Source organism: Neobacillus sp. NPDC097160, from assembly GCF_044762155.1.
In the GTDB taxonomy this organism is placed as follows: domain Bacteria; phylum Bacillota; class Bacilli; order Bacillales; family Cytobacillaceae; genus Neobacillus.
Genome location: NZ_JBIWDU010000011.1, coordinates 100,934 through 125,936 on the forward strand (window position 1 = coordinate 100,934; position 25,003 = coordinate 125,936).

Below are 25,003 nucleotides of genomic sequence, written 5' to 3' on the forward strand. Positions count from 1 at the left end.
CGTATATGCGAACGTTGTTCGGCAATTACTTTAAATGAAACAACTTTTCTATTCTATTCTGAAAAGTTGGTCATACTTATATCCAAATCGCTTTGATAGACTCATTGCCACATCTGTTAAATAAACTACATATTCTTTAGCACTTTTTTCTGTCATCCGTGTAGCTAATCCGGCAATACTAATTGCGGCGATAGGTTGATTAGAATAATCCCAAATAGGAACAGCGATACAAAAAACTTCCTCTTCCCTCTCTCGATTATCTATTGCATATCCTCTTTGGCGAATTTGTTGTAAGTTCACCATTAAGCTTTCGTAATCTGAAATTGTATTAGAAGTCATCGGTGTAAAGTTTTTATTTAACATGATTTCTTCTATCTTTTGATCTGGGTAAGCAGCCAAGAGCGCCTTCCCTAATCCCGTTAAGTACATTGGAATACGCATTCCTAAAGTAGCAGTAGTTCTAATCGATGAAGGCGCTTCCACTTTATCCAAATAAACTATATCTTCATCCATTGGAATAGCGAGAAATGCTGTCTCTCCTGTGGCTTTTACCAGACCTTCTAAATAAGGACGGACTTCTTTCGTTAGATCAGTATTATTTAGATAGGACGTTCCAACCTCAAATAACTTTATCCCAGGCTTATATGTCTTTTGTACTTCATCAAACTCAAGAAAACCTTTTACTACCATAGTAGTCAATATTTCAAAGGTACTACTTTTAGGAGCCTTTAACTCCCGACTCAGCTCTGAAACTGATAACGGTTCATTTACAGAAGATAAAATCGTTAAGATATCCATTACACGAGATGCTGATTTATTTAACTTCATTTTTTCTACCTCTTTTTTGTTCGCATATGAAAACGCTGTTCGTAAAAAAATAGCCTAAAAACAAAATACAACATATTCCTCCTAGTGTCAATGTATTTAGAACATTTATAAATTTTAATCAATTTAAATATTCAATCCAACAAAGCTATAGTAAAACCAATTGTGCATCTACATTCTTTTCTGTTGTGACAATGTATCCGAACACAAATATCTGAATTATCCCTATTATCAAAGTAGAAAAAATATATTTGCACAATAGAATTCGATGGTTTATAATTAAGAAAATAATTTCATTTTAAAAATAAAAAATGAAATTATTTTCAAAAAGGAGCGTGATTACGTAGATGCTGGATAAAATAAAAAACGGTATAGTCGTTTCTTGTCAGGCACTAGAAGATGAACCACTTCATGGATCAGCAATAATGGGAAGAGTAGCATTGGCCGCTCAGCAAGGTGGAGCTAATGGAATACGTGCAAATTCGAAAGAAGATATTATCGAAATTAAAAAAAACGTAGATCTACCTATTATTGGCATAGTGAAACGAGATTATAAAGACTCAGATATTTATATAACGCCAACAATGAAAGAAATAGAGGAATTAATTTCAACAGATTGTGAAATGATTGCTTTGGACGCTACAGATCGGAAAAGACCTACTAATGAATCTTTACAATCATTTATTAAGAAAATAAAAGCGAAAAATTCAAATGTATTATTAATGGCGGATATTTCCACAGTTTCAGAAGCCATAGAAGCAGAAAAGATAGGGTTTGATTGTGTTTCGACCACTTTAATGGGATATACAGATACTTCTAAAGATTATAATGTGACAACAAATGATTTTTATTATTTAACTGAAATACTGAAAAATGTAAACGTTCCCGTAATTGCAGAGGGTCACATTAGTACCCCTGATTTAGCAAAGAAAGCTCTAGAAAAGGGAGCTTACTCAGTAGTGGTAGGGAGTGCGATTACTCGCCCTCAATTAATTACAGAAACATTTGTAAGTGCAATGAAGAAATAAATTATTTTTCTTTCCAGACATTTAAAACTTTTTTGTAATTCTCCTTATACTTTTTATTTTTTAATAAATGATACGTAATCACATCAATAAAAAATAAAAAAGAAAGTTGATCATTATAAAAATTGTCGTCATCTAGAATATCACTATCACTCGTATAAAAAATAATGTCTGCGGTTTCACTAATAGAAGAGTTGAATTTTTTAGTTAGTGCCGCAACTTTTACATTGTTCTTTTTAGCTTCTTTACATGATTTTATGATTTCTGGTGTTTCTCCAGAATTGGAAAGAGCAATGATTAAGTCTTTTGAATTTAATAAAACAGATTGGGCGAACATGGTGTAACTATCTGTAACCGCAATAGAATTTATTCCCATTCTATTTAATCTTAATGAGAATTCTGTGGCGGTTAGTCCGGAACTACCGATCCCTAAGATCACTATTTTATTTGAATTTTCGATATCATTCACTAAAACTTCAGGTGATTCCTTTTGAAAAATGCTTTTTGAAAATGTAAGCGTTAATTGATAGTAGCCAATCATTTTTTCAGCAATATTATCGTAATCTGTGACTTTGATCGATTCTGTTTTTAAAAGAGTTTGGAATTCTACGTAGCTTCTATAATCTAATTTTCTACAAAATCTGGTTATGGTTGATGGAGAAGTACCTATTTTAGTAGACAAGTCGCTTATTGATTCAAAGGGGACAGATTCAACATGATTGAGCACATAATTAGCGATTTTCTTTTCACTTGTAGAGAGAGTATATTCAAAAATTTGTAGTCTATTTTTAAAAGTTGAATTATTCATTTTCATTCTCCAATATGCTTTTTTAATTTCGGATTCATATTATTACATTATTTTCTTAAAAGCAATAAATAATACAATCGGATATCTGAATAAAAACCATATAACTTTTAACTAATGAAAGGAATTGAGAAAAATGAAAAACAAGTTACGAGTAGGCGTCATTGGTGTAGGACAAATGGGAACCTATCATGCGGAGATTTACCGCAAGCTGCCACAAGTAGAATTGGTCGCTTTGTGTGAATACAATGATGCAAGAAGAGCTGAAGTGCAAGAACAGTTTGGTTGTACCGTCTATAAAGAATATAAAGACCTGTTAGAAAATCCAGAGATTGATGCCGTAAGTATTGTATTACCGGACAATATTCATAGAGAAGCAGTTGAAATTGCTGTGAAAAATAATAAGCATATTTTGCTAGAAAAGCCAATTGCCAAAGAATTAGAGGACGGAAAAGCGATTTATGAAATTACAAAAGATTACGATAAAGTCTTCACTGTCGGCTTTTTATTGCGATATGACCCCCGATTCAACATGGTGAAGCAACGATTAGATAATGGAGAATTAGGCGATATTATTCACTTATATTGTAGAAGAAACAGCCCAATCACAGGACCTAAACGATATATTGGCGCTTCCGATTTGAGCATGCATGTCATGATTCATGATATTGATTACATCAACTGGTATATGGGTTGTGAACCAGTGAGTGTGTTTGCGAAAAATAGAAGTGTATTACTGAAAGAACAAGGAATGAATGATGTCATTTATGCCATCGTTACGTATGAAAATGGTGCGATTGCCTGTCTGGAAGCTTGTTGGGTTCTTCCTGAAAATTCACCTACGATTATTGATGATAAATTAGAATTAGTCGGTACAAAAGGCGTTGCCTACATTGACTCTTGTGACTACGGCGTAAGATTTGTCTCCAATTCTGGAATCGCTTATCCGGATACCCGTCACTGGTACTATACAAACGGAGAAGTAAGCGGAGATTTAGCTGAAGAAATTATGGCTTTCGTCAATGATTCGATGAATAATAGAAAGTCTATTATTACTCCTAAGGAAGCACTTGATTCTTTACGAGTAGTGGATGCTATTGAACGTTCCATTAAAGAAGGTAAAGAAGTAAGTCTATAAAATTATAAAAAAATAATAATGCGGTTGCAGCTTTAGATCGTCAACCGCATTGACCGAGGAGGCTTATTATGTCGTTTAGAGTAAAAGCTCAACAATTTGGTAGTAAATTAAGTGGGATGGTTATTCCTAACTTAGGTGCGTTTATGGCGTGGGGAATTATAACAGCAGTTGCTATCGCTATTGATAGTTCAACTTTGAAAGAATTTATTGGTCCAATGCTAAATTATTTATTACCCTTGCTTATTGCATTTGCTGGTGGTAAAGCGGTGCATGACTACCGTGGTGGTGTTATCGCTACAGTTGCAACTATGGGGGCCATTCTTGGATCTGACGTAACGATGTTTATTGGTGCCATGATCTTAGGGCCATTATCAGCATGGATTTTAAAGCAATTTGATAAAGTAATTGATGGAAAAATTCCTACAGGTTTTGAATTGTTAGTGAATAATTTTTCAGTAGGTATTTTTGGGGCGATATTGGCTTGGTTAGGCTACATCGGAATTGCTCCGTTTGTTTCCTTTTTGACAAATATATTATCGGCAGGAGTAGATGTATTAGTCAAATACAGCTTGCTTCCTTTAACAGCCATTTTTATTGAACCAGCTAAAGTATTATTCTTGAATAATGCAATCGGTCAAGGAATATTGAGCCCACTAGGCAGCACACAGTTAACGGAATATGGAAAGTCTGTTTTATATCTTTTGGAATCAAACCCGGGACCTGGTCTAGGTATATTGTTAGCCTATATGATTGCAGGTAAAGGAAACTCAAAAGCTTCTGCATATGGTTCAGGTGTTATCCATTTCTTTGGTGGAATTCATGAAATATATTTCCCATTTGTGTTAATGAATCCTGTACTTGTCTTACCATTAATACTAGGTGGAATAACAGGGACATTTTTATTTACCTTCTTTGATGTAGGTTTAATCGGAGTTGCTTCACCAGGTAGTATATTGGCGATCTTAATGATGTCTGCTAGTGGGGATTATTTGCAGATTTTAATTTCTGTATTAGCTTCAGCAGCGGTTTCATGCTTGGTTGCCGTTCCTTTTGTGAAACGAGCTAAAAATAATGATTCTGAGCTAAAAGAAGCAGCAGCAAAAATGGAACAACTTAAAGGTAAAAAAAGCAGTATTTCTTCCGTGTTCACTGCTTCAGATGCTCAAACAGTAGACTATTCCACAGTGTCTAAAATTGCTTACGCTTGTGATGCAGGGCTGGGTTCTAGTGCTATGGGGGCGAATATATTACAGAAGAAAATTAAAAAAGCAGGCATTGATGATATATCAGTCTTTCATATTTCAATCAGTAATCTACCAGCAGAAGCGGATATTATTGTGACGCATCAATCCTTAGTGGAACGGGTCGCAGAAAAACAACCAAATACGCATTGTATCGCTATTACTGATTATTTAAATGATCCAGAATACGGGACATTAGTTACTAAACTGGTTGACACCAAGAAAAAAACAGGTTGATAAAGGAGTTTACTATGCTAAAAGCAGTTATTATGGATTTTGACGGAGTTATAGTGGATACAGAAGTCGTTTGGTTTAACATTTTTCATGCATGGTTTAAAGAAAAATGGAATTACGACCTAACGATTGAAGAGTTTTTAGTGTGTGTCGGGTCCCATCCCGAGGAACTGTTTAATAAGTTAGAAAAAGAATATAATATTATTATAGATAGAAATCAATTTGTAGAAGAAACGAATCACAAATTTTTAGATGAAAGTAAAGATCTTCCACTTAAAGAGGGGGTTCTTGAATTTCTACAGAGTATTAAAAATGAAAATATTTCATTAGCTATAGCCACTTCAGCATCTAGGAAAAAACCGATGTATCATTTAACACGGCTAGAAATTTTGGACTATTTTGATGAAATTATCACTTCAGAAGATGTAGAAAAAATTAAACCTAATCCAGATTTATTTAATAAAGCGATTGAAAAGTTAGGAATTACAAAAGAAAAAGCAATTATTATAGAAGACTCGGTAAATGGACTAATCGCGGGAAATCGAGCGGATATCCAGACGATCGTTTGTACAAATGATGTGACGAAGCATTCCACATTCGAGAAATACTTTATGAAAGTTGATTCGCTAAAAGAAATTGATTTAGAGCATATAATAAAAAAATTCGATGAAAGTAGTGACAGATATGCTATTAGATGCAATTAAAGTGAGTGATATCCAGATTAAAAAAGAGGCTAAAGACTGGAAGGAAGCGATTCGTACAGCTTCCGTGCCATTACTAGAATCCGAAAAAATAGCGTCATCCTATGTAGATGCGATGATCAATGTAGTGGATGAAAAAGGCCCATATATTGTGATCACCAAGCACATTGCACTAGCGCATGCACGACCTGAAACGGGGGTCTTAGAAAAAGGGCTGTCCTTTACAACGTTAAACAATCCAGTCCCTTTTGGTTCACAACAGTTTGATCCAGTAAAACTAATCATCACGTTAGCGGCAACAGACTCAGAGAGTCACCTTGATCTGTTATCAGAATTAGCTGATGTTTTAACAGATGGAGACATAACTGAAAAATTATTCGAAGCGAAAAATGAACAAGAATTTTTGGAATTACTCCAATCTGTTTAAGAGGAGTAGATAACATGTATCTTTCAATTGATATTGGGGGAACCAGTATCAAGTCAGGAATAATAAAGGAATCAGACATAGTAGAAATAGTCGATAAACAAGAATTTCCAACGAATGCTAAAAAAGTACACGGGACCGGAATTGAAAAAAAAATTGTTGAGATTATCGAATCCTATAAAAAGAATTATGATATTGACGGGGTAGCGATCTCGACGGCCGGTGTTGTGAATTCTTCTACGTTCGAAATTGCATATGCCAATGAAAATATCCCTTTTTATACTGGGATCAATTTAGCAGATACGGTTAAAAAGGAGTTTAATCTACCATGTATTGTTGAAAATGATGTGAATTGTGCAGCAGTAGGAGAACTGCATTATGGTTCTGGCAAAGGATATTCTAACATTTTTTGTTTAACAGTTGGAACGGGAATCGGCGGGTCCATTATTATAGATAAACATCTATATCATGGAGCCTCCTTTACTGCCGGAGAAATTGGCTACATGAAAATAAATAAAAAAGATTTTCAGGATATTGCCTCCACATCATTTTTAGTGAATCGTGTAAAAGAAATAACAGGTTTGGAATTGAATGGGAAAGAAATCTTTGAGCAAGCTTTAAAAGGTCATGTGCCAATACAACAGATTATTGATACGTTCTGTGAAAATTTAGTAGAAGGTATTGTAACTATATTTTATTTATTAAATCCAGAAAAAATTATAATTGGTGGAGGTATTATGGAACAAACAGAATATCTATATCCAATTATTAACAATAAGATACAAAAGGCTATGGATGGAGTTTTAAAAAAAAATATAGATGTATCCTTTGCAAAGCTAGGAAATAATGCAGGAATGTATGGCGCCTATCATCTTTTAAAAAGATATCTAGCCGATGAAAAAAGTACCTTTTAAAATGGTGCTTTTTTCTTTGGCTACACTTAGTTGGGCAATTATTCTAAGCTCCCGATTCATAAAGGCAGAGACCTTCCCTCCTCCTGCACTCTTTTCTACTTTAAACTTTAGCTGAGTGGTGATCTTCAATGAGTGTCTGACCCCCAATCGTCGGGATTACGTAATAACGGTTGTATTGCTTGTTGGAGTGTAATTTGTGACAACTAAAACAACAGGAGAATTTTGTTCAATAGTTGATCCAGTTTATGAAGGTATCCTTACGATAGTAAAGCTCCTACACTCAAGTAGAAGCTTTACTATTTTGTAAATCCATTAGTTTGTGAGATGTTGGAAAAACTCAAAAGCCTCTTTATCTGTATAACCGTCATGAACAACTTTATTAACAGCTTGAATCATTTCCTCAGGGTATTCAGATTGAAAAATATTCCTTCCCATATCCACACCGGCTGCCCCGCCTTGAATCGAGTTGTAGGCTAGTGTAAGGGCATCTTTTTCTGGAATTTTCTTACCACCTGCAACAACTAACGGGACTGGGCAAGCTGCGGCAACTTTTTCAAAATCCTCGCAGTAATATGTTTTAACAATTTGGACACCGAATTCTGCCAACATTCTTGTTGCCAACAAGAAGAAGGAAGTGGTTCGCTCCATTTCTTTACCAACGGCTACAACACCCATTGTTGGAATGGAGTATCTTGAACCAAGATTAACAGCTTTATTTAACTCTTGAATGGTTTCTTTTTGCCCATCTGCCCCAATAAATGTTTGAATCGCGATCGCACTGGCATTCATCTTTATCGCATCTTCCATATCAACCACCATGGATTCATGGCTTAGGTCATCTTGGAGAACACTAGATCCAGAGGAAGCTCTTAAGGCAATAGCCTTATTATAGGTCGGCGGGACACTGCTTCGAATGGCCCCCCTAGTCCCCATTAAACAATCAGCATGATTGGCCAATTTAGGAATAAGCAAATCCAATCTTTCTAATCCTGAAGTAGGTCCCATGAAATAACCATGATCAAATGCTAACATCACTGTTTTACCAGTTTTGGGGTTAAAGATTCTGGATAATCGATCTTTCATCCCCCAATCATAATTGTTAGCACCTTTTACATGGTAGTTTCCATTGTTTGCGAATGGAACACTTTCAGAAAAATATTTTGCATTCTTATTGCCAATCGTATCAGCCATTTCTATCTCTCCTTTGTTTCGTTATGAACTACAACACGAATAAACTATTTAAAAGTCATAGTCTTTCGTATTGTCTTTCGTAAATACAATCCGCTCAGGTAAAACGATAATTCCTGAATCATCTGCTGTATAATCGTAGCCTTGAACAGTGTTCGGCTCTACTTTAACTGAACCCATATCAGGAACATCTATAGAATCGCCAACTTTCAGCTCATTGCCTTGCGCTAACCAATAAGCGACGTATACGGCAAGGGCGCCTTGATCTTTTACATCCCATAAACCATGGTTGTTAATGGTTCCATTTTCAATAAATTGTCGCATTGAATTAGGAGAAGCAAATCCTGTAATAATGACATCATCTGCTTTTAACCCTTTATTTTCAGCTGCCTGTGCCATTGCGGGAAGTGCAGTTGAGTCTGGGCAAATAATCGCATCAATATCAGGATAAGAATCTAAAATACTTCCTCCGACTTGCAGGGATTTTTGTTCATTTGCATCACCAAATTGAGTCGTGACCACTTCCCATTTTGGATATTTTTCTTTAATATATTTGTTTGCATAATTAACCCATGAGTTTTGGTCTGGAACGGTTGGGCTTGAATAGAACCAAGCGATTTTTTTGGCATCATCAGGGTTATCCATTTGCTGTGCAGCCATATCAATAAGCATTTTGCCTAAGATTTCCGGAGTACCTTGGTTTACATAAACAGAACGATATTTCGGATCAACATCCGAATCCCATGTGACAACCTTAATGCCGGCATCTAATGCCTTTTTCAATGCTTGATTCAAACCGTCAGAAGAAACAGAGGAGATCGCAATCGCATCGGCACCGCTATTGACAGCACTATTAATAATTTGCACTTGGTTCGCAACCGTACCTTCAGGAGCACCATCGTACTTTACTTTAAAACCCACTTTCTTGGCCATCTCTTGTGCACCATCGTTACCAGATTCAAAGAAGGCATTACCTGTCATTTTTGGAATGAATACCACCTGTATATCTTTCGCATCTTTCTTTTTATCCCCGCCTCCAGAAGCTCCTTCATTGGATCCGCATGCAGCTGTAAATAACACCATCATTGCCACAGCAATCAATAGTTTAATAGATTTTAATTTTTCCATGCAGCTTAACCTCCAATAGTTTGTTTTGGTGTGACGATTCTTTTTACTTTCATCCTGAAATCTGGATTAATTCCTAAGAATGCAACCGATACAATCAGGAGGACCCCCGTAGCCAATCCGATATATTGGGTGGAAACGCCAGCCATTTGCAAACCTATTTGCATAAATCCCAATATAATGCTGGCTAACGCTGTCCCTACAACACCTCCTTTACCTCCTGTGATGAAAGTTCCTCCTAATACAACAACAGTCAGAATCGGCATAAGATACTCAGCACCATAATCAGATCGTGCACTGCCTAAATAGGAAGTTAACACAACCCCTGCAATACCAGCACTTAACCCTGACAAGACGTAGGTACTGGCAATGATTTTTTTCGTATTGATCCCAGAGTACTCAGCTGTGTTTTGGTTAATTCCAGTCAAGTAGATATATCTGCCATACCTTGTGCGGTGCAGAAGGATATAGGCAATGATAAACATGATAATAAAAAGAAGAACGGCATTCGGGATTCCCATGACCTCTCCATTCGCAATTTGGCTAAAGACTTCAGAAAATCCCGAAATCCCTTCATAGGTACTGACACCAGATAATCCCACCAGCACAATGGCAATCCCGCTATATAAAAGCATGCCGCCAAGGGTAATCACCATGGCTTGAACTCTTCCATAAGCAATAAGAACTCCATTAAGAAGGCCGCATAATCCGCCAACTAAAACGGCACAAATGATGGAAACCCAGATATTTATACCGGCCACCTGAGATAAGAGACCCGTGACAACGGAAGTTAGCCCGATAATGGATACGCCAGAAATGTCGATTCCTCCTGTAATAACGACCAATGTGACAAAAAAACCAATAATGGCAATCGCAATAAAATCATTAAAGCTGTTTAACAGGATCGTGACATTCCAGAACCTAGGATTTATCAGCCCAAACACGATAATTTCAGCGATGATTAAGAATAATAAAGTAAGGTTCCATTTCGGGATTTTCGTTAACATGTCATTCCTAAGCCTCCTTTTGCAAAACTCTTGCATTTAACCTTACTTTCTTTGCCTTTTTATTCGTCATAAACGCAAGCAGGGCATCAATAACGACAATAATGATTAAGAGAGAACCAGAAATCGTGTCATTCCAAAATGCTGGTACTTTCATATATACCAAAGCAGAATTGATGGACGTTAAAATGATGGCTCCTAATGCTGCCCCAACAACCGTTCCAATCCCGCCGATCAATGAAACACCCCCAAGAACGCATGATGCGATGACCGTTAACTCAATCCCTGCTCCAGCATTTGTGGAGACAAAGCCAATTTGACTAACAAAGATTAATCCAGCTAAAGACGCACAGATACCCGAAATGACAAAGGAATAGGCAATATATCGATTTACTGGAATTCCTAATGAAATAGCTCCGTCTACGTTGTCACCAATGGCGGTGTAATACCTTCCCTTGCTGCTCTTAGATAGATACACCTGAACGAATATAACGCCAACAATGACGATGAAAGATAATACATTTATTCCGAAGATGTCGATATTCGAAAGCTCTTTAACGTGTGCAGGAATATTCTCTACCCATTTTCCATCCGTATAAATAACTTGGACTACTCTCGTAATGGAGAGTATTGCTAGAGTCATAATAAACGAAGAAATTTTTAATTTTACTACTCCGAATCCATTAATGAGACCAATGCATGCACCTATTAGGATGGCAACGATCACAGCTGCGAAAATAGTCCCCCCATCTCTTAGAATGGTTCCGCAAACAGCGGCACTTAAGCCCAGTGTTCCGCCTACTGATATATCCAAATTTCCCGTTAAGAGGACAAAGGTCATTCCTACCGCCAAAACAATATAAAGCAAGCTGCTTTTCAGGGATTTATCGATATTTTGTAAAGATAGATAGTCAGAGTTGATGAAACCCACCACTACAAAAAGAAGAATCAAAAATAGAAAGGTTCTAAATTCCCGTTGTTTAAAAATTTTCGTAACCCTAGTCATGTGCCTGATCCCTTCCTTCAAATGTTCCAAAAGCTGCTTTCATCACATTGGCCGCATTAATATCGTCTAAGTCTAGGCAAAAATTGCAGGTTCCCTGATAGACAGCATAGATGCGGTCACAAATTCTTTCGATTTCTTCAAGGTCAGAAGAAATCAGGAGAATGGAAAATCCCTGATTTTTTAACTCTGTAATGATGGAATAGATGTCACCCCTTGCAGCGGCATCAATTCCCCTTGTCGGTTCATCCATGATGATCAATTTAGGGTTCATGGATAACGCCCTTGCAATAACAGCCTTCTGTTGATTCCCGCCTGAAAGGGATTTGATTTCATCATCTTGGGAATTCACCTTAATCCTTAATCGATCAATATACTGAGCTGCTACTTGTACCTCTAACTTTTTCTTTGTAAAAAACCCGTGCCGTTTAATCATTTGTGATGTAATATTATTCCTTACAGAACTTATCGAAAAAATACCGTTCAAAAATCGATCTTCAGGTATATAAGCCAGCCCGCTTTCCACCGTTTCATTTATAGGCAGCTTGGTAATGTCTTTTCCATCAAGAAAGACCTTTCCGCTCTCGATCGAATTGATTCCGTAAATGGCTTCGGCGATTTCTGTTCTTCCTGCACCAACAAGCCCTGCAAGACCAACCACTTCTCCCTTAAAAACCTCAAAACTAATATTCTTAAATCCATCGCCAAAGATGTTCTCCACTTTTAGGATAGGTTCTTCTCCCTCGTGATTGGACCTCTGTCTTTCAAACTTGTCTTCGTAATGACTTTCATTTCCTACTGGAAGCAGCCCCTGAATCAACATATCTTTCGTAAATTCATCTATTCTGCCTTTAAGCGTGACTTTTCCGTCCCGTAAGATGACGGCATGTGTGGAAATCTGAAACACCTCATCAAGACGGTGGGTAATATAGAAGATCCCAACCCCGGAATTCTTTAACTGCTCGATCACGTTGAATAAAGACTCTGTTTCTGAAAACGTTAAGGTAGAAGTTGGTTCATCCAGGATTAACACTTTTGACTTTCGTAAAAGTCCTTTAATAATCTCAAGCTGCTGCTGTTCGGCGATACTTAATGTAGCAGCTAACCGATTCAAATCGATATTCCAGCCTAATTCTTTAATGAGCTTAACCGACTCTTCTCTCACTTCATTTTTATCTTTCCTAAATCCAATCGTTAGGTTTTGTTCAACCGTCATATTTGGAAATAACAGCGGCTCCTGCGGCACTAAATAAATGCCTCGTTCATGAGCTGAAAATGGGTTCAATTGATCTGCCTTATCACCATTAATCTCGATAACCCCTGCATCAGCCTTGTAAATCCCTGTGAGGATTTTCATTAAAGTGCTCTTCCCTGCTCCATTACCGCCGATAATCGAGATAACCTCCGACTCATTGAGCTCTAATGAAATCCCTTCCAAAACAGTATTGCGGTTAAACGACTTACGGATATTCTCCAACTTCACTAAGTTCCTCGGCGCTTTCATCCTAATCCCCTACCTTAGTACCATTTGTGTAACCGCTTACTTTACTTATAAATCTATTACTAATTCATACATTTTATTAACAAACCAACATTTTATCAGCTAGTAAACGATATACATATTTTTGTAGTTCTGAATGTAAAAATACCCCAAAGCCCCTCACTAGTTATTCCATCGTAATTATATGAACTAGGCATAATTTTCATTACATTCTTATTACAATAAATAAGGGCTATTGAATGACACCAAAAGGGAATTTTGTTTTACCGGAAAGCAAAAGCAAGCACAATAGTTTTAACATAAAATTTTTGTATTAAAAATAAACTGTAGAGAGTGAAGAACATGACATATGAAAATAGCCTTATCATAAAAATCGCGTGGAAATATTACATTGAAGGAATGACTCAAAATGAGATAGCGGAGTCTGTAAATCTATCTAGAATGAAAGTGATTAAATACCTGGATATCGCAAAGACCAATAATATTATCCAATTTAAAATTAACCTGGATCAATTTGTTGACATCGATTTGCAAAATAAAATCAAGCAGCAATACCATTTACAGGATATTTACATTGTTCCTGCCTCTAACAGCAATCTGTTAAATAGTCTTACAAAAGCTGCCGCCCAATATATTGAAGACAGAATAACCAGCGACACCATGATTAATGTTGGGTATGGGCAAGCCGTTTCAAAAACCTTAGGACATTTAAATATCTCAACGAAGTATAAAGTCACTTTCGTCTCTTTAGCTGGCGGTGTAAAATTCTACATTCCAACAGCGATCGATTCAACATCCGATTATTACACAAATCCTAATTACAACCATTACATTATGCCTGCCCCATTATTAGCATCCACAGAACATCTCGCCAAACAGTTGATTCATGAAAAACCAATCAAGAAAATCTTTGAAATGATCCCTTACTCGAATATCACAATCATTGGCATTGGAGCTGTAAATGAACGGGCCACTCTTGTGAAGGAAGGATATTTGAACACGAATGAAATGGAAATCTTTAAATCTATGGGCGCTGTCGGAGATTTATTAAGTCAATTTTATGATCGAAATGGCCATGTTTTAGATCTTACATTGCATAAACAACTGGTTAGTACCGATATCCATTTATTAAAGTCACTGAACCATGTGGTTGCCGTGGCCGGAGGATATGAAAAAAGAGAAGCTATAATTGGCGCATTAAAAGGTGGATATATCGATGTACTAATTACAGATGAAGTCGTTGCCAAAAGTCTAATCGAATGAAATGCACCAGATCATGAATCCCTCATAATGATAGAAAGGAAGACGTGATAGCATGGAAAAATACTTAATGGCGATTGATGCCGGAACTGGCAGTGTCAGAGTCATTTTATTTGACACATTAGGCAATGAACTCTTTGTGACACAATCGGAATGGACACATAATGAAGATAAACGATATCCGGGTTCCATGGACTTTGATATCAATCAAAATATTGAAATGATCATCAGTCTCATTAAAGAAATCTTAGCAAAAAGCAAGATTCAGCCAGAAAACATTGCAGCCATATCAACCACAAGTATGCGCGAAGCCATTGTCTTATACGATGAAAACGGTAAGGAATTATGGGCCTGCGCGAACGTGGATTCCAGATCAAACGATGAGGTCGCGAACCTTTATAAAATAAGCGATACCATTGAAGCAGATATTCATCATGTATCTGGGCAGACCTTTTCATTAGGCGCAATTCCTAGAATCCTTTGGGTGAAAAAGAATATCCCTGAAACGTATCACAAAGTCAAATATGTGACGATGCTGAACGACTGGATTACATATCGCTTGACCGGTGTGATTTCGGTTGAACCTTCTAATGGCTGTACGACTGGTCTTTTTGATATTAAGAAAAGAGTTTGGGAGCCAAGTATTTCAGCACAGGTCGGTCTTAGAAATGATATTTTTCCAGTCGTAAATGAAAGCGGATCCATAATTGGCCATGTTACCAAGGAGTTCTCAGTCCTTACTGGATTGAGCACGCAAACTTTAGTTGTGGCAGGTGGTGGTGATGCTCAATTAGGCTGCATTGGCATGGGCGTCATCAACGAAGGAGATGCAGCTGTTTTAGGGGGGAGCTTTTGGCAATATGAATATACAACCAACCGTGTTGAAATCAATAGTCAATGTAAAGTAAGAGTGAATTGCCATGCCATCCCAAATACTTGGCAGTATGAAGCCATCGCCTTCTTTCCTGGATTAATCATGAGATGGTTCAGAGATACGTTTTGTGATCTTGAGGCCTTCCTTCAACAGGAAAGCGGGGAAAGCATTTATGACCAAATGGAGAAAAGAGCCCAAAATGTACCGGCTGGCTGCAATGGGATGATCTGTACCTTTTCCGATAAAATGAATTACTTTTCATGGAAACATGCGGCACCAAGTTTCATAGATTTTAAATTTAATAGTTCGTTTAATAAAGCAACTTTTTACCGGGCCATTATGGAAAATGCCGCTTTTGTAACAAAAGGGAATGTCGAAAGCGTTTCTAACACGACAAATACTTCACCGGAATCGATTGTTTTTGGAGGAGGGGCATCAAAAAGTGACTTATGGTGTCAAATTGTCGCTGACGTTCTGAATATGAAAGTAAAAGTTCCAGTTGTAAAGGAATCGACAGCTCTTGGTGCGGCGATTTGTGCAGGTGTAGGCGCAGGCGTTTATGGAAGTTTTAATGAGGCCATTGAGAAGGTTGTAAAATTTGAAAAAACCTTCGAACCCATCGAAACGAATCGCTTCATTTATGAAGAATTATATAAAAAATGGGAAGCCGTCTACAAAGTTCAATTAAATCTTGCAGATCAGGGATATACAGACCACATGTGGATCGCCCCAGGCCTATAAGAAAAGCACAAGCGCCCTGGTCAGCGGCGTATGGCCTAGAGCTGGACATTTTCTCGAAGCCAAAACTTATAAATTCTAATTTATAGAATAGACAAGGAGTGAAACAAAATGACAGTTATGAACGAGAATGAGAGAGAATACCGATTTGGCGATAGTGGTCCTAAGTACCTACTTAAAGGGCCTAGAATGAACTTTGGTGTCGTGGCATTACAGCCAGGGCAGGATTTTACCGCGCATTATCATAACATCATGGAAGAAAACTTCTTTATTTTAGAGGGTGAGCTAGAAATTCATATTGATTCTGAGATTTTCCAATGTAAACAAGGGGATTTTGTTCACGTTGAACCCAAAAAAGTCCACTATTTAATCAATAAAGGAGATACAGTCTTTAAAGCCGCTTTTATGCTAGCCCCCTATCAAGAAAAAGATAAGGTTGAGGTAGATTACAAGCCATACGGTTGAGCCACAGGGACGGTTCTCATGGCTTTTGATGAAGTTAGTGCAACCACAAGAACCGTCCCCCTGGTCTCACCGATTGTCCCTTAGAAGAACCTGGAAGTTAAGCTATTTATATAATCTGCTTAAACTGTTCCTTCAAGGCCTTTGTAACTGAACCCGGTGTACCATCATTGATTTGATTGGTGTCTACACAAATGATTGGTGTGATTTCTAATGTCGTACTTGTAATAAATACTTCATCAGCTTGGATCATTTCATCCGGCGTAAACTGTTTTTCTACAAATGGAATGCTGAGATGCTCTGCCAAGTTTTTCACTGCCATTCTTGTAATTCCGGACAAAATATGTTTGGAGAGTGGTGTTGTAATGATAGAGGAATCTTTTACTATGTATACGTTAGAACTTGTTCCTTCAGTCACTTTACCATCTCGCACCAGAATTGCTTCCAGGTAGCCTTTTTCATACGCCGCCTGCTTGGCCAGTATGTTAGGCAGCAGGTTCAATGATTTAATGTAGCAGTTTGCCCAACGCTCATCCGGATGCAAGAGGACACTCGCCACTTTATCTCCAACTGGAATGCTTCGAAATGGCTTAGCTGTCATCGAAACAGATACGGGGCATTCCGGGAATAAATGATTTCTCGGTGCCATTCCTCTCGTGACCTGCACATAAAGGTCGAGGTTCGTTAAACCACTTCTTTCGATCATCTCTAACACGGAGTTTTTGAAGGCATCCCGATTAGGATCAATCCGTAATTTGATTGCATCAGCGCTTTGGTACAACCTTTCCAGATGCTCATCCATCATGAAGGGTTTGCCCTCATAAATTCGAATAACCTCATAAACACCATCACCAAACTGATGACCTCTTTCGTCGATAGGAATAACCGACTCATTTGGTTCAACAAATTTCCCATTAAAATAAGCCGAAATCATGTCAAAATGCCTCCTTTACAAGTGGATTCAAACAAAATATGATAAGGAATCGCCTCTCGAACTCTTCCCTTATTTCCTTCAGTAGTGGTCGCCATGCAAATAGAATTCCAAATCGCTTCTTCCACAGCCTCAACAGTCATCTCAAACAGTTGGGAAATCCATTTTCCGTCTTCTCTCATAAATGAATAAGGGATCTGTCCAGTTTTATATCTTCCAATGCTTATACCAAGGTCGCGAATCCGTACTCTATTCATCATTAACACCACCAAAACATCTTTTACCCTTGTTAAGCTTTGGACATTTTATTTTTCATGCGAAGCGTTTGAAGGAACAATTCTCCTTTTCTCGAAATAGTTGTTCCTGAACGTCCTTGACGTACATTCAATAATTCTAATTGGTTGAGGGCATCCAATCGTGTTCTTAACTGCTGTTCGGAAAGGGTAATATCTTTTTCCTCAAGCCTTTTCTGTAGCATGGCACGTCCATAGGAGGTATGCTGTTTCTTACCTTCATCATAAACCTCGAGAATCGCCAGACTTTCTTCTAAGAAACCATGCTCTTCAATACTCCTAAACAATTCATTTAGTTCACTTTCATCCATTTCTTGCGGTTTAGAATTTACAGCTGCTTTTTGAAGCCTACCCTTCATATAGAAGGGCAATAATTCTAAAGTTATCTCTTTTTCGTCCAAGCACGCCATATACGAGAGGGCATTAAACAATTCGATTACATTCCCTGGCCAAGGATATTGCCGGAGAAGCCTAATCATGTCAGGCGGAATAACCAAATCACCTCTATGCAAATGGGTCTTTAGGTACGTTTCTATAAGGGGCTCAAAATCTTCCTTACGCTCTGACAAAGATGGAACTTTGCACGGTAGAGCAGCCAGATAATAAAATAAATCCCTGCGGAATTTTCCTTCATCCACCAACAACGAGAGATCGGTATCGCTAGTCGTAATAATTCTTGCCTGACTAGGAATGGGAGTATGCCCATTTATCCTAATAATTTGACTTTCTTCAAGCACTTGCAGGAGTCTGCCTTGCAAGGAAACAGGTAATTCATCAATCTCTTCTATACACAAGGTTCCTCCATTAGCCAATTCGAACAAGCCTGGAGAAGTCTGTCCACCCGATTCTGTTCCAAACAATTCCCTCTCCAGCACGTCTGAAGATCGCGCCGCACAATTGATATGGAGGTAGGGCCCCATCTTTACCGAAGAATCGTTGTGTATCGCCTGCGCAAGCATTCTTTTGCCCGTTCCCGTTTCCCCAAATATATGGACTGGATCACCTGTTTTAGCAAGTTTACTGGCAATCTTTAAAACATCGTTCATTGCCTGACTATGAGCAATCACGTCATCAAAGAAATACTTGGCGGTTTTTCCACTTGTATACTCCGTCCATTTGCTTATAGTAGAGCCCATTTTATGAGCATGATTTCCATTAGATAATGCAACAAGTGATTTCATATAGCGATTGGCCAGAAAGAATTGCTGACAATCTAATTCCAACGCCTCAAATATTTCAAAAACGGTTTCTAGAGCAAGAACACGATAGCCAATATTGATTACTTTCATGTCCCCCTCCGGAACGAGCTGCATCTCCCCCGGGGTAATGATGTAATCGATTTGCTCGGGAATCGGGGTATCTGGAGCATATGCGTAATAGTTATGCTCAAATACAGTCTCCCGAAGCGCTTGGATTGTTTCCTCTGTGTTATGCTCCGTATCGTTTACTACTAAAATATTCTGTCCTTGAGGAGCAAAGAGCAGCTTTTTTATGTTTACAAAATTCAGCCCTCGTTTAGCTTCAATGCACCTTACCCCTGTTGACAGGAAAGGGCGAACAAGTGGAAGGATGAAGTTGGCACTTAGTAAAACGATATCACCTTCCGAAATCGGTTCCCTCGCTAAGTTTTTTATGGAAATGGGACGAATCTTTATTAAATCACCAGCAATCTCTGTCATCTGTTTTGAGACCATCGACAAATATTCATCCTGAATTGAAATAATCGTTAATACCTTTTCAACCAATGTGTCTTTCACTCCTTACTTTAAAGAAACCAACCGTCATTCCTATTATACATACAAATGACATGCGGCAAAGTGCCCAGGTTCAATCTCTTTTAGTTCAGGAACTGTTGTTTTACAAATCTCCATACAAGACCGGCAACGGGGATGGAACGTACACCCTGTTGGCGGATTCGAAGGACTTGGAATGTCTCCTTCGAGAATAATTCGTTCTTTTTTCATACGCGGATTGGCTACAGGAACGGCGGACATTAATGCCTTTGTATAAGGATGTAAGGGATTTTCATACAGAGACTCCTTATGGGATATTTCCACAATTTTACCTAAATACATAACACCTACACGATCGCTTATATGCTCTACCACACTCAAATCGTGGGAAATAAACAGATAGGTCAACCCTAGTTCTTTTTGTAAATCCTGCATGAGATTTAATACCTGAGATTGTATGGAGACATCTAAGGCTGAAACAGGTTCATCCGCCACAATCAGCTTTGGATTTACCGAAAGCGCCCTTGCAATGCCGATTCGCTGTCGTTGACCTCCGCTAAATTCATGGGCATAACGGTTTGCGTGATAATGGGTAAGGCCGACACATTCTAATAATTCGTGAACCCGTCTTTCCCGCTCCTTTTTTTCCATCATGTTATGCACAATCAAAGGCTCTGCAATAATTTCTCCAACCGTCATCCGAGGATTGAGGGAGGCGTATGGATCCTGAAAAATCATCTGAAAGTCTTTCCTGACTTCACGCAACTGTTTGTCGTTTAACTTGCTGATATCTTGACCGTTAAACCAAATTTCCCCTTTTGTTGGTGCTAGCAGCCGCATCATCATACGCCCGGTTGTCGACTTTCCGCATCCGCTTTCTCCAACTAATCCTAGTGTTTCTCCCTTTCGAATCGACAGAGAAACTCCGTCAACAGCCCGGACATATGATTTTTTTTGACCGAACAATCCTTTGCTAACCGGAAAGTACTTCTTCAACCCCTTAGATTCTACTAATAACTCTGCCATCTATTACGCCTCCCTTGCCAATTCGCTTTGATACAGGAAGCACCGACATTGATGCCCGTCTGAGATTTGCAGAAGATTGGGATCCTGTACCTTACAAATGTCCATTACTTGAGAACAGCGCGGAGCAAATTTACACCCCTGCGGCATATTCGCGGGTGTAGGAACGTTGCCGGGAATGGATTCAAGCCGTTTCGTTTTCTGACCAAGCTTTGGAACGGAGTTAAGCAATCCCTTGGTATAAGGATGTTTTGGGTTTTCGAAAATTTCAAACACATCGGCTTCCTCTACAACCTTTCCAGCATACATAACCACAACACGATCGCACATTTCCGCCACAACTCCCAAATCATGGGTAATTAACATAATCGCCGTCCCTTTTTCCTCTTTTAGTTTCTTCATTAATTCTAGGATTTGAGCCTGAATAGTCACATCAAGAGCCGTCGTCGGTTCATCTGCGATTAACAGTGTCGGGTCACAGGACATCGCCATAGCAATCATAATTCTTTGCCTCATACCACCAGACAACTGATAGGGAAATTCGTCAATAATTTCATCCGCACGCGGGATTCCCACTAATTTCAACATCTTGATCACGTGTTCCCTGGCCTGTTTCTTGTCATACTTTAAATGAAGCTGTACAGCCTCGCCAATCTGCTGTCCGATTTTATATACCGGGTTCAAGGAGGTCATCGGTTCCTGGAAGATCATCGCAATCTCGTTCCCGCGTACCTCTCTTATCTCATTTTCCGAAAGGGTTAACAGATCCCTTCCTTCAAAAGAAATAGAACCATCGACTACTTTTCCAGGGGTATCGGTGAGCAGACGCATGATGGAAAGAGACGTGACACTTTTTCCGCAGCCTGATTCACCTACGACTCCGAGCGTCTCCCCTTTGTTAATATACAGATCAACACCGTTAACAGCAGGTAAATGACCTTTGTCTGAAAAAAAATAGGTTTTTAAATTGGATATTTCCAATAGTTTGTTGCTCATATGATCACTCCCTGTCTATTAATCTTTTATCTTCGGATCGAGGGCATCCCGCAATCCATCACCCAGCAGATTGAAAGCAAGTACGGTAATGAAAATGGCGAGTCCAGGAAAGAAGGTGACATGCGGAGCTGTATTCAAAAAGTCCCGGCCGGAGCTGAGCATCGCACCCCACTCGGGTGAAGGAGGCTGGGCACCCAATCCTAGAAAGCTAAGGCTTGCCGCCGTTAAAATTGCAGTTCCAATCCGCATCGTAAAATAAACAATGATGCTCGACACCGTACCCGGGAAAATATGCTTCCAAATGATCCGTCGAGGGGCTGCTCCAATGGACTGTGCTGCCTCGACAAACACGGTAGCTTTGATTGAGAGGGTGCTGCTTCGTACAATTCGTGCAAAAATCGGAATACTAAAAATCGCTACGGCTATAATCACATTCCCCAGTCCCGGACCTAAAATTGCAATAATGCCAATCGCTAACAGAATTCCCGGGAAGGCGAATAATACATCACAAAATCGCATGATGAGGCTGTCTATCCATTTTCCATAGTAACCGCTGATAAGACCAAGTATGGTACCGGCAATAGACCCTACTAAAACAGAGGTCAAGCCAACAAAGAGAGAAATCCTCGTTCCTTCAAGAATCCTGCTAAAAATATCTCTGCCGAAAGCATCCGTACCCGCCAAGTGTTCCATCGAGGGGGGACTTAAAATATTATCGTAGTCCGGTTCTATTGAAGAATAAGGAGCAATGGCTGGACCTATAAGGGCAATTAGAAACAGTAAAACAATAAAACACCCCGCAGCCACGGCCAAACGCTGTTTTTTAAACTTCCTGCAAAACTCCAAAAACGGGGTGCGTACCTTCTCTACATCTCGCTCCGTCACTTGTTCATTTTGTTGAATAACTACACCGCTATTTGCCAATTTCGATTCCTCCTTTCACTACTTATAACGAATTTGCGGATTCATTACCCCATACAGGATATCCACAAGTAAATTAATCAAAATGAATTCTAAAGCAAAGAGTAACATTTCTGCTTGAATCAATGGGTAGTCGCGGAATGATACTGAATCAATCAGTAACCGTCCCAATCCAGGCCAACTGAATACCGTCTCTACCACGATGGATCCTCCCAATAGAAATCCAAACTGCAATCCTGTCATAGTAATGACGGGAATCATTGCGTTTTTCAAGGCGTGTCTCCACACTACAACATTCTCCTTCAAACCTTTGGCTCTTCCCGTTCGAATATAGTCTTCCTTTAAAATTTCCATCAAGGAAGAACGAGCAAAGCGGGCAATGACGGCAGCTACTCCAGCTCCCAAGGTGATGGACGGCAATATATACGATTTCCAAGAATCACTGCCACCCGTTGGAAACCAGCCCAACTTAACGGAAAATAGTTGAATCAGCATTAAACCCAGCCAAAAGGACGGTAAAGAAATACCCGATACGGCACTAAACATACCCGCGTAATCCTGCCATTTATTCCGTTTTGTTGCCGAAATCACGCCAATTAACAGCCCGAATACGATGGCCCAGACCATACTCCAAACCGTCAGCCAAAAAGTTGGCATAAATCTTTGGGCAATCTCATCATATACAGGCCTTTTCGTTTTCATCGATATGCCCAAATCACCTTGTAATAGATTGCCTATGTAAGTGAAATACTGCGTCGTGACCGGTTTATCCAAACCCAGCTGTTGACGGACAAGCTCTACATCCTTTTGACCTGCATCCGGACCAGCTACAAGCCGCGCAGGATCCCCGGGAATCATATGGACAAACATGAAAATAAAAATGGAAACAATCAATAGAATAGGAATGATGCCCACTAAACGCTTTAAGATATAACGAAACATAACCCGCCTCCTTTTCCTTCCTGTCTTCAAGATAGGGCGGCCACTAACAAGTTAATTAGCGACCGCCCACTATTTCCCTACCTTTTAATTTCTGCTTCCTTTGCACTCAGAGAACCGTCAGGCAGTAAGTAAACGCCTTCCAGGTAATTCTTTTTCCCCGCGATTGTGTCTTCGACAATCAGAGGGGCCCAAGGTGCATCCTCCCAAATCATTTTCTGTACATCAGTGTAAGCTGCTTGGCGCTTCTCTGGATCCGCTGTTTGTAAAGCAGCGTTAATTAGCTGATCCGCCTTTTCATTTTGGTAATAGCCTACATTATAGGATTTCGGCGGGATTGAATCCCCGGCAAGTAACGGACGAATTCCCCAATCTGCATCCCCCGTGGAAGAAGACCAGCCGCCATAATAAAGCTCGACTCCGGCATCTTTCGCATCTTGAACGGACCAAATTTTATCCGTTAGGGTACCTGCTTCCATAGGAACGACTTCTACTTTAATGCCAACTTGTCCCAATTGCTGTTGGATAAACTCCATTGCCTTCATGGCATCTGAGTTATTTGCTCCCCAAATGGTAGTTGTAAAGCCTTTTTCATAGCCTGCTTCTTTCAACAGCTTTTTTGCCTTTTCTAGATCATATTGGTATGTTTTTTGCTTAGAATAGAACTGGAGGCCAGCCGGAATGATTGAATCCATTTCGCTTCCAAATCCACGGTACACAACCTTTAAGAACGCTTCTTTATTAATCGCATAGTTAATCGCTTGACGTACTTTAACATCATTAAAAGGCTTCTTTGTCGTGTTCATGGTCATATAACGCGCTACAATGGAAGGTTTATTTTCTACGACAATACCGTCTTTTCCATTGATGGCTTCCACCTGTTCGGTAGGAACCGGATAAATAAAATCAGCCTCCCCTGTTTGTAACATCGCTACGCGCGCTCCGTTTTCCGGTACAGGCTTAAACTTGATGCTATCTACCTTCGGCAAATCTTTCTCCCAGTAATCCGGATTCTTTTCAACAGTCAAATGATCGCTTGGATCCCACTCTGCAAATTTGAACGGGCCAGTTCCAACAGGATGCTTGGATACCTCTTTCCCGAATTCCTCCAAAGCCTTAGGACTGATGATTCTTGCCGCAGGATGGGCAAAGTTATTCAGCATCGCTCCAAACGGTTCCTTTAACGTGACTCTAAAGGTGTACTCATCTACCGCCTCTGTTTTGTCTACTAGTGCAAACATGCTGTATCTTTTCAATTTATTATCTGGATTAGCTACACGGTCGATGTTTACCTTCACAGCTTCCGCATTAAATGGGGTACCATCGTGGAATTTGATTCCCTGCTTCAATTTGAAGGTGAATACTTTTGCATCATCGCTAGCTTCATAGCTTTCCGCCAAAACAGGAACCATCTTCATATCTTTGTCGAACCCAACCAAACCTTCGTACATCGTTGCTTGGACGGAACCGGACAACGTATCGTTCGTGTCCTGCGGATCCATGCTTACGAGGTTATCCTTGATGGCAATCGTAAGGCTGTTCCCGTCTTTTTTGGCAAGCGGCTGTTCCTTTTGCTTTGTCACTGTTTTCGGTTTCTGGCTCTCTTCCGACGAACCGGACTGACTGGAGCAGCCCGCAAGCGCAAGGCTTATGGCCATGAATCCAGTAAGAACGGCGGTCAGGTATTTTCTTTTTACCATTTTAT

24 protein-coding genes are annotated in these 25,003 nt (G+C 39.3%); 9 read left to right on the plus strand and 15 right to left on the minus strand.

Annotated features, from left to right (window positions below):
• Positions 1-48: 48 nt before the first annotated feature.
• The gene (locus ACIQXV_RS16700) at positions 49-828 is read right to left on the minus strand and encodes an IclR family transcriptional regulator (protein ID WP_402960345.1); all 780 of its coding nucleotides are present in this window, start codon (positions 826-828) and stop codon (positions 49-51) included.
• A gap of 344 nt (positions 829-1,172) precedes the next feature.
• Between ACIQXV_RS16700 and ACIQXV_RS16705 the strand changes: the two genes are divergently transcribed.
• A complete protein-coding gene (locus tag ACIQXV_RS16705; protein WP_402960346.1) occupies positions 1,173-1,853 on the plus strand; it encodes an N-acetylmannosamine-6-phosphate 2-epimerase in 681 nt (226 codons plus the stop codon).
• A gap of 1 nt (position 1,854) precedes the next feature.
• Here ACIQXV_RS16705 and ACIQXV_RS16710 read toward each other — a convergent pair whose 3' ends face one another.
• Positions 1,855-2,658, minus strand: a complete 804-nt coding sequence (locus ACIQXV_RS16710) for a MurR/RpiR family transcriptional regulator (RefSeq protein ID WP_402960347.1) — start codon at positions 2,656-2,658, stop codon at positions 1,855-1,857.
• Positions 2,659-2,791: 133 nt separating this feature from the next.
• Here ACIQXV_RS16710 and ACIQXV_RS16715 point away from each other — a divergent pair, with 133 nt between their 5' ends.
• The 5 genes from ACIQXV_RS16715 to ACIQXV_RS16735 all read left to right on the plus strand — a co-directional run bounded on the left by ACIQXV_RS16715 (position 2,792) and on the right by ACIQXV_RS16735 (position 7,307).
• Positions 2,792-3,793: a Gfo/Idh/MocA family protein gene (locus tag ACIQXV_RS16715; RefSeq protein ID WP_402960348.1), complete on the plus strand. Its 1,002-nt coding sequence runs from the start codon at positions 2,792-2,794 to the stop codon at positions 3,791-3,793.
• Between the two features lie 68 nt (positions 3,794-3,861).
• Positions 3,862-5,271, plus strand: a complete 1,410-nt coding sequence (locus ACIQXV_RS16720; RefSeq protein ID WP_402960349.1) for a PTS mannitol transporter subunit IIBC — start codon at positions 3,862-3,864, stop codon at positions 5,269-5,271.
• 14 nt (positions 5,272-5,285) lie between these two features.
• Positions 5,286-5,972 carry an HAD family hydrolase gene (locus ACIQXV_RS16725; RefSeq protein ID WP_402960350.1) on the plus strand — a complete coding sequence of 229 codons (687 nt, stop codon included), beginning with the start codon at positions 5,286-5,288 and terminating at the stop codon, positions 5,970-5,972.
• A complete protein-coding gene (locus tag ACIQXV_RS16730) occupies positions 5,953-6,396 on the plus strand; it encodes a PTS sugar transporter subunit IIA (protein WP_402960351.1) in 444 nt (147 codons plus the stop codon). The genes ACIQXV_RS16725 and ACIQXV_RS16730 overlap by 20 nt, the downstream gene beginning before the upstream one ends.
• A 14-nt stretch (positions 6,397-6,410) precedes the next feature.
• Positions 6,411-7,307 carry an ROK family protein gene (locus ACIQXV_RS16735; RefSeq protein ID WP_402960352.1) on the plus strand — a complete coding sequence of 299 codons (897 nt, stop codon included), beginning with the start codon at positions 6,411-6,413 and terminating at the stop codon, positions 7,305-7,307.
• Between the two features lie 312 nt (positions 7,308-7,619).
• Here the strand turns inward: ACIQXV_RS16735 and lsrF are convergent, their stop codons facing one another.
• The 5 genes from lsrF to ACIQXV_RS16760 are packed head-to-tail and all read right to left on the minus strand — an operon-like array spanning position 7,620 to position 13,131.
• Positions 7,620-8,498, minus strand: a complete 879-nt coding sequence (gene lsrF / locus ACIQXV_RS16740; RefSeq protein ID WP_402960353.1) for a 3-hydroxy-5-phosphonooxypentane-2,4-dione thiolase — start codon at positions 8,496-8,498, stop codon at positions 7,620-7,622.
• 48 nt (positions 8,499-8,546) lie between these two features.
• Complete coding sequence (lsrB, locus tag ACIQXV_RS16745) at positions 8,547-9,623, minus strand: autoinducer 2 ABC transporter substrate-binding protein LsrB (RefSeq protein WP_402960354.1); 1,077 nt, start codon at positions 9,621-9,623, stop codon at positions 8,547-8,549.
• 5 nt (positions 9,624-9,628) lie between these two features.
• Positions 9,629-10,627 (minus strand): ABC transporter permease, encoded by a 999-nt coding sequence (locus tag ACIQXV_RS16750; protein ID WP_402960355.1) that lies wholly within the window; start codon positions 10,625-10,627, stop codon positions 9,629-9,631.
• Between the two features lie 7 nt (positions 10,628-10,634).
• Complete coding sequence (locus ACIQXV_RS16755; protein ID WP_402960356.1) at positions 10,635-11,630, minus strand: ABC transporter permease; 996 nt, start codon at positions 11,628-11,630, stop codon at positions 10,635-10,637.
• A complete protein-coding gene (locus ACIQXV_RS16760) occupies positions 11,623-13,131 on the minus strand; it encodes a sugar ABC transporter ATP-binding protein (RefSeq protein ID WP_402960357.1) in 1,509 nt (502 codons plus the stop codon). The genes ACIQXV_RS16755 and ACIQXV_RS16760 overlap by 8 nt, the downstream gene beginning before the upstream one ends.
• Before the next feature lie 339 nt (positions 13,132-13,470).
• On the opposite strand from ACIQXV_RS16760, the gene ACIQXV_RS16765 reads away from it, so the two are divergent.
• The 3 genes from ACIQXV_RS16765 (at position 13,471) to ACIQXV_RS16775 (ending at position 16,465) form a co-directional block, all read left to right on the plus strand.
• The gene (locus ACIQXV_RS16765) at positions 13,471-14,391 is read left to right on the plus strand and encodes a sugar-binding transcriptional regulator (protein WP_402960358.1); all 921 of its coding nucleotides are present in this window, start codon (positions 13,471-13,473) and stop codon (positions 14,389-14,391) included.
• Between the two features lie 52 nt (positions 14,392-14,443).
• A complete protein-coding gene (gene lsrK / locus ACIQXV_RS16770; protein ID WP_402960359.1) occupies positions 14,444-16,003 on the plus strand; it encodes an autoinducer-2 kinase in 1,560 nt (519 codons plus the stop codon).
• A 108-nt stretch (positions 16,004-16,111) separates the two neighbouring features.
• Entirely contained in the window at positions 16,112-16,465 is a 354-nt protein-coding gene (locus tag ACIQXV_RS16775; RefSeq protein ID WP_402960360.1) for a cupin domain-containing protein, read from the plus strand.
• Between the two features lie 106 nt (positions 16,466-16,571).
• On the opposite strand, the gene dat is transcribed toward ACIQXV_RS16775, so the two are convergent.
• The 8 genes from dat to ACIQXV_RS16815 all read right to left on the minus strand — a co-directional run bounded on the left by dat (position 16,572) and on the right by ACIQXV_RS16815 (position 24,998).
• Positions 16,572-17,396, minus strand: coding sequence for a D-amino-acid transaminase (gene dat, locus ACIQXV_RS16780; RefSeq protein ID WP_402960361.1), 825 nt, complete (start codon positions 17,394-17,396; stop codon positions 16,572-16,574).
• Positions 17,393-17,653, minus strand: coding sequence for a P1 family peptidase (locus ACIQXV_RS16785; RefSeq protein WP_402960362.1), 261 nt, complete (start codon positions 17,651-17,653; stop codon positions 17,393-17,395). The genes dat and ACIQXV_RS16785 overlap by 4 nt, the downstream gene beginning before the upstream one ends.
• A gap of 29 nt (positions 17,654-17,682) precedes the next feature.
• Positions 17,683-19,431: a sigma 54-interacting transcriptional regulator gene (locus tag ACIQXV_RS16790; RefSeq protein ID WP_402960363.1), complete on the minus strand. Its 1,749-nt coding sequence runs from the start codon at positions 19,429-19,431 to the stop codon at positions 17,683-17,685.
• A gap of 45 nt (positions 19,432-19,476) precedes the next feature.
• On the minus strand, positions 19,477-20,445 hold the full coding sequence (locus tag ACIQXV_RS16795) for an ABC transporter ATP-binding protein (RefSeq protein WP_402960364.1): 969 nt from the start codon (positions 20,443-20,445) through the stop codon (positions 19,477-19,479).
• 3 nt (positions 20,446-20,448) lie between these two features.
• Positions 20,449-21,438 carry an ABC transporter ATP-binding protein gene (locus ACIQXV_RS16800; RefSeq protein ID WP_402960365.1) on the minus strand — a complete coding sequence of 330 codons (990 nt, stop codon included), beginning with the start codon at positions 21,436-21,438 and terminating at the stop codon, positions 20,449-20,451.
• An 18-nt stretch (positions 21,439-21,456) separates the two neighbouring features.
• Positions 21,457-22,323, minus strand: coding sequence for an ABC transporter permease subunit (locus ACIQXV_RS16805; RefSeq protein ID WP_402960458.1), 867 nt, complete (start codon positions 22,321-22,323; stop codon positions 21,457-21,459).
• A 57-nt stretch (positions 22,324-22,380) separates the two neighbouring features.
• On the minus strand, positions 22,381-23,301 hold the full coding sequence (gene gsiC / locus ACIQXV_RS16810; RefSeq protein WP_402960366.1) for a glutathione ABC transporter permease GsiC: 921 nt from the start codon (positions 23,299-23,301) through the stop codon (positions 22,381-22,383).
• Between the two features lie 77 nt (positions 23,302-23,378).
• A complete protein-coding gene (locus ACIQXV_RS16815) occupies positions 23,379-24,998 on the minus strand; it encodes a glutathione ABC transporter substrate-binding protein (protein WP_402960367.1) in 1,620 nt (539 codons plus the stop codon).
• Positions 24,999-25,003: the final 5 nt, after the last annotated feature.

Coding starts and splice junctions, on each gene's coding strand:
- ACIQXV_RS16720 (WP_402960349.1), top strand. CDS start 3,862: ATGTCGTTTAGAGTAAAAGCTCAACAATTTGGTAGTAAATTAAGTGGG.
- ACIQXV_RS16715 (WP_402960348.1), top strand. CDS start 2,792: ATGAAAAACAAGTTACGAGTAGGCGTCATTGGTGTAGGACAAATGGGA.
- ACIQXV_RS16700 (WP_402960345.1), bottom strand. CDS start 828: ATGAAGTTAAATAAATCAGCATCTCGTGTAATGGATATCTTAACGATT.
- gsiC (WP_402960366.1), bottom strand. CDS start 23,301: ATGTTTCGTTATATCTTAAAGCGTTTAGTGGGCATCATTCCTATTCTA.
- ACIQXV_RS16725 (WP_402960350.1), top strand. CDS start 5,286: ATGCTAAAAGCAGTTATTATGGATTTTGACGGAGTTATAGTGGATACA.
- ACIQXV_RS16735 (WP_402960352.1), top strand. CDS start 6,411: ATGTATCTTTCAATTGATATTGGGGGAACCAGTATCAAGTCAGGAATA.
- ACIQXV_RS16815 (WP_402960367.1), bottom strand. CDS start 24,998: ATGGTAAAAAGAAAATACCTGACCGCCGTTCTTACTGGATTCATGGCC.
- lsrB (WP_402960354.1), bottom strand. CDS start 9,623: ATGGAAAAATTAAAATCTATTAAACTATTGATTGCTGTGGCAATGATG.
- ACIQXV_RS16755 (WP_402960356.1), bottom strand. CDS start 11,630: ATGACTAGGGTTACGAAAATTTTTAAACAACGGGAATTTAGAACCTTT.
- ACIQXV_RS16760 (WP_402960357.1), bottom strand. CDS start 13,131: ATGAAAGCGCCGAGGAACTTAGTGAAGTTGGAGAATATCCGTAAGTCG.
- ACIQXV_RS16765 (WP_402960358.1), top strand. CDS start 13,471: ATGACATATGAAAATAGCCTTATCATAAAAATCGCGTGGAAATATTAC.
- ACIQXV_RS16800 (WP_402960365.1), bottom strand. CDS start 21,438: ATGAGCAACAAACTATTGGAAATATCCAATTTAAAAACCTATTTTTTT.
- dat (WP_402960361.1), bottom strand. CDS start 17,396: ATGATTTCGGCTTATTTTAATGGGAAATTTGTTGAACCAAATGAGTCG.
- ACIQXV_RS16705 (WP_402960346.1), top strand. CDS start 1,173: ATGCTGGATAAAATAAAAAACGGTATAGTCGTTTCTTGTCAGGCACTA.
- ACIQXV_RS16730 (WP_402960351.1), top strand. CDS start 5,953: ATGCTATTAGATGCAATTAAAGTGAGTGATATCCAGATTAAAAAAGAG.
- ACIQXV_RS16750 (WP_402960355.1), bottom strand. CDS start 10,627: ATGTTAACGAAAATCCCGAAATGGAACCTTACTTTATTATTCTTAATC.
- lsrF (WP_402960353.1), bottom strand. CDS start 8,498: ATGGCTGATACGATTGGCAATAAGAATGCAAAATATTTTTCTGAAAGT.
- ACIQXV_RS16710 (WP_402960347.1), bottom strand. CDS start 2,658: ATGAATAATTCAACTTTTAAAAATAGACTACAAATTTTTGAATATACT.
- lsrK (WP_402960359.1), top strand. CDS start 14,444: ATGGAAAAATACTTAATGGCGATTGATGCCGGAACTGGCAGTGTCAGA.
- ACIQXV_RS16795 (WP_402960364.1), bottom strand. CDS start 20,445: ATGGCAGAGTTATTAGTAGAATCTAAGGGGTTGAAGAAGTACTTTCCG.
- ACIQXV_RS16775 (WP_402960360.1), top strand. CDS start 16,112: ATGACAGTTATGAACGAGAATGAGAGAGAATACCGATTTGGCGATAGT.
- ACIQXV_RS16785 (WP_402960362.1), bottom strand. CDS start 17,653: ATGATGAATAGAGTACGGATTCGCGACCTTGGTATAAGCATTGGAAGA.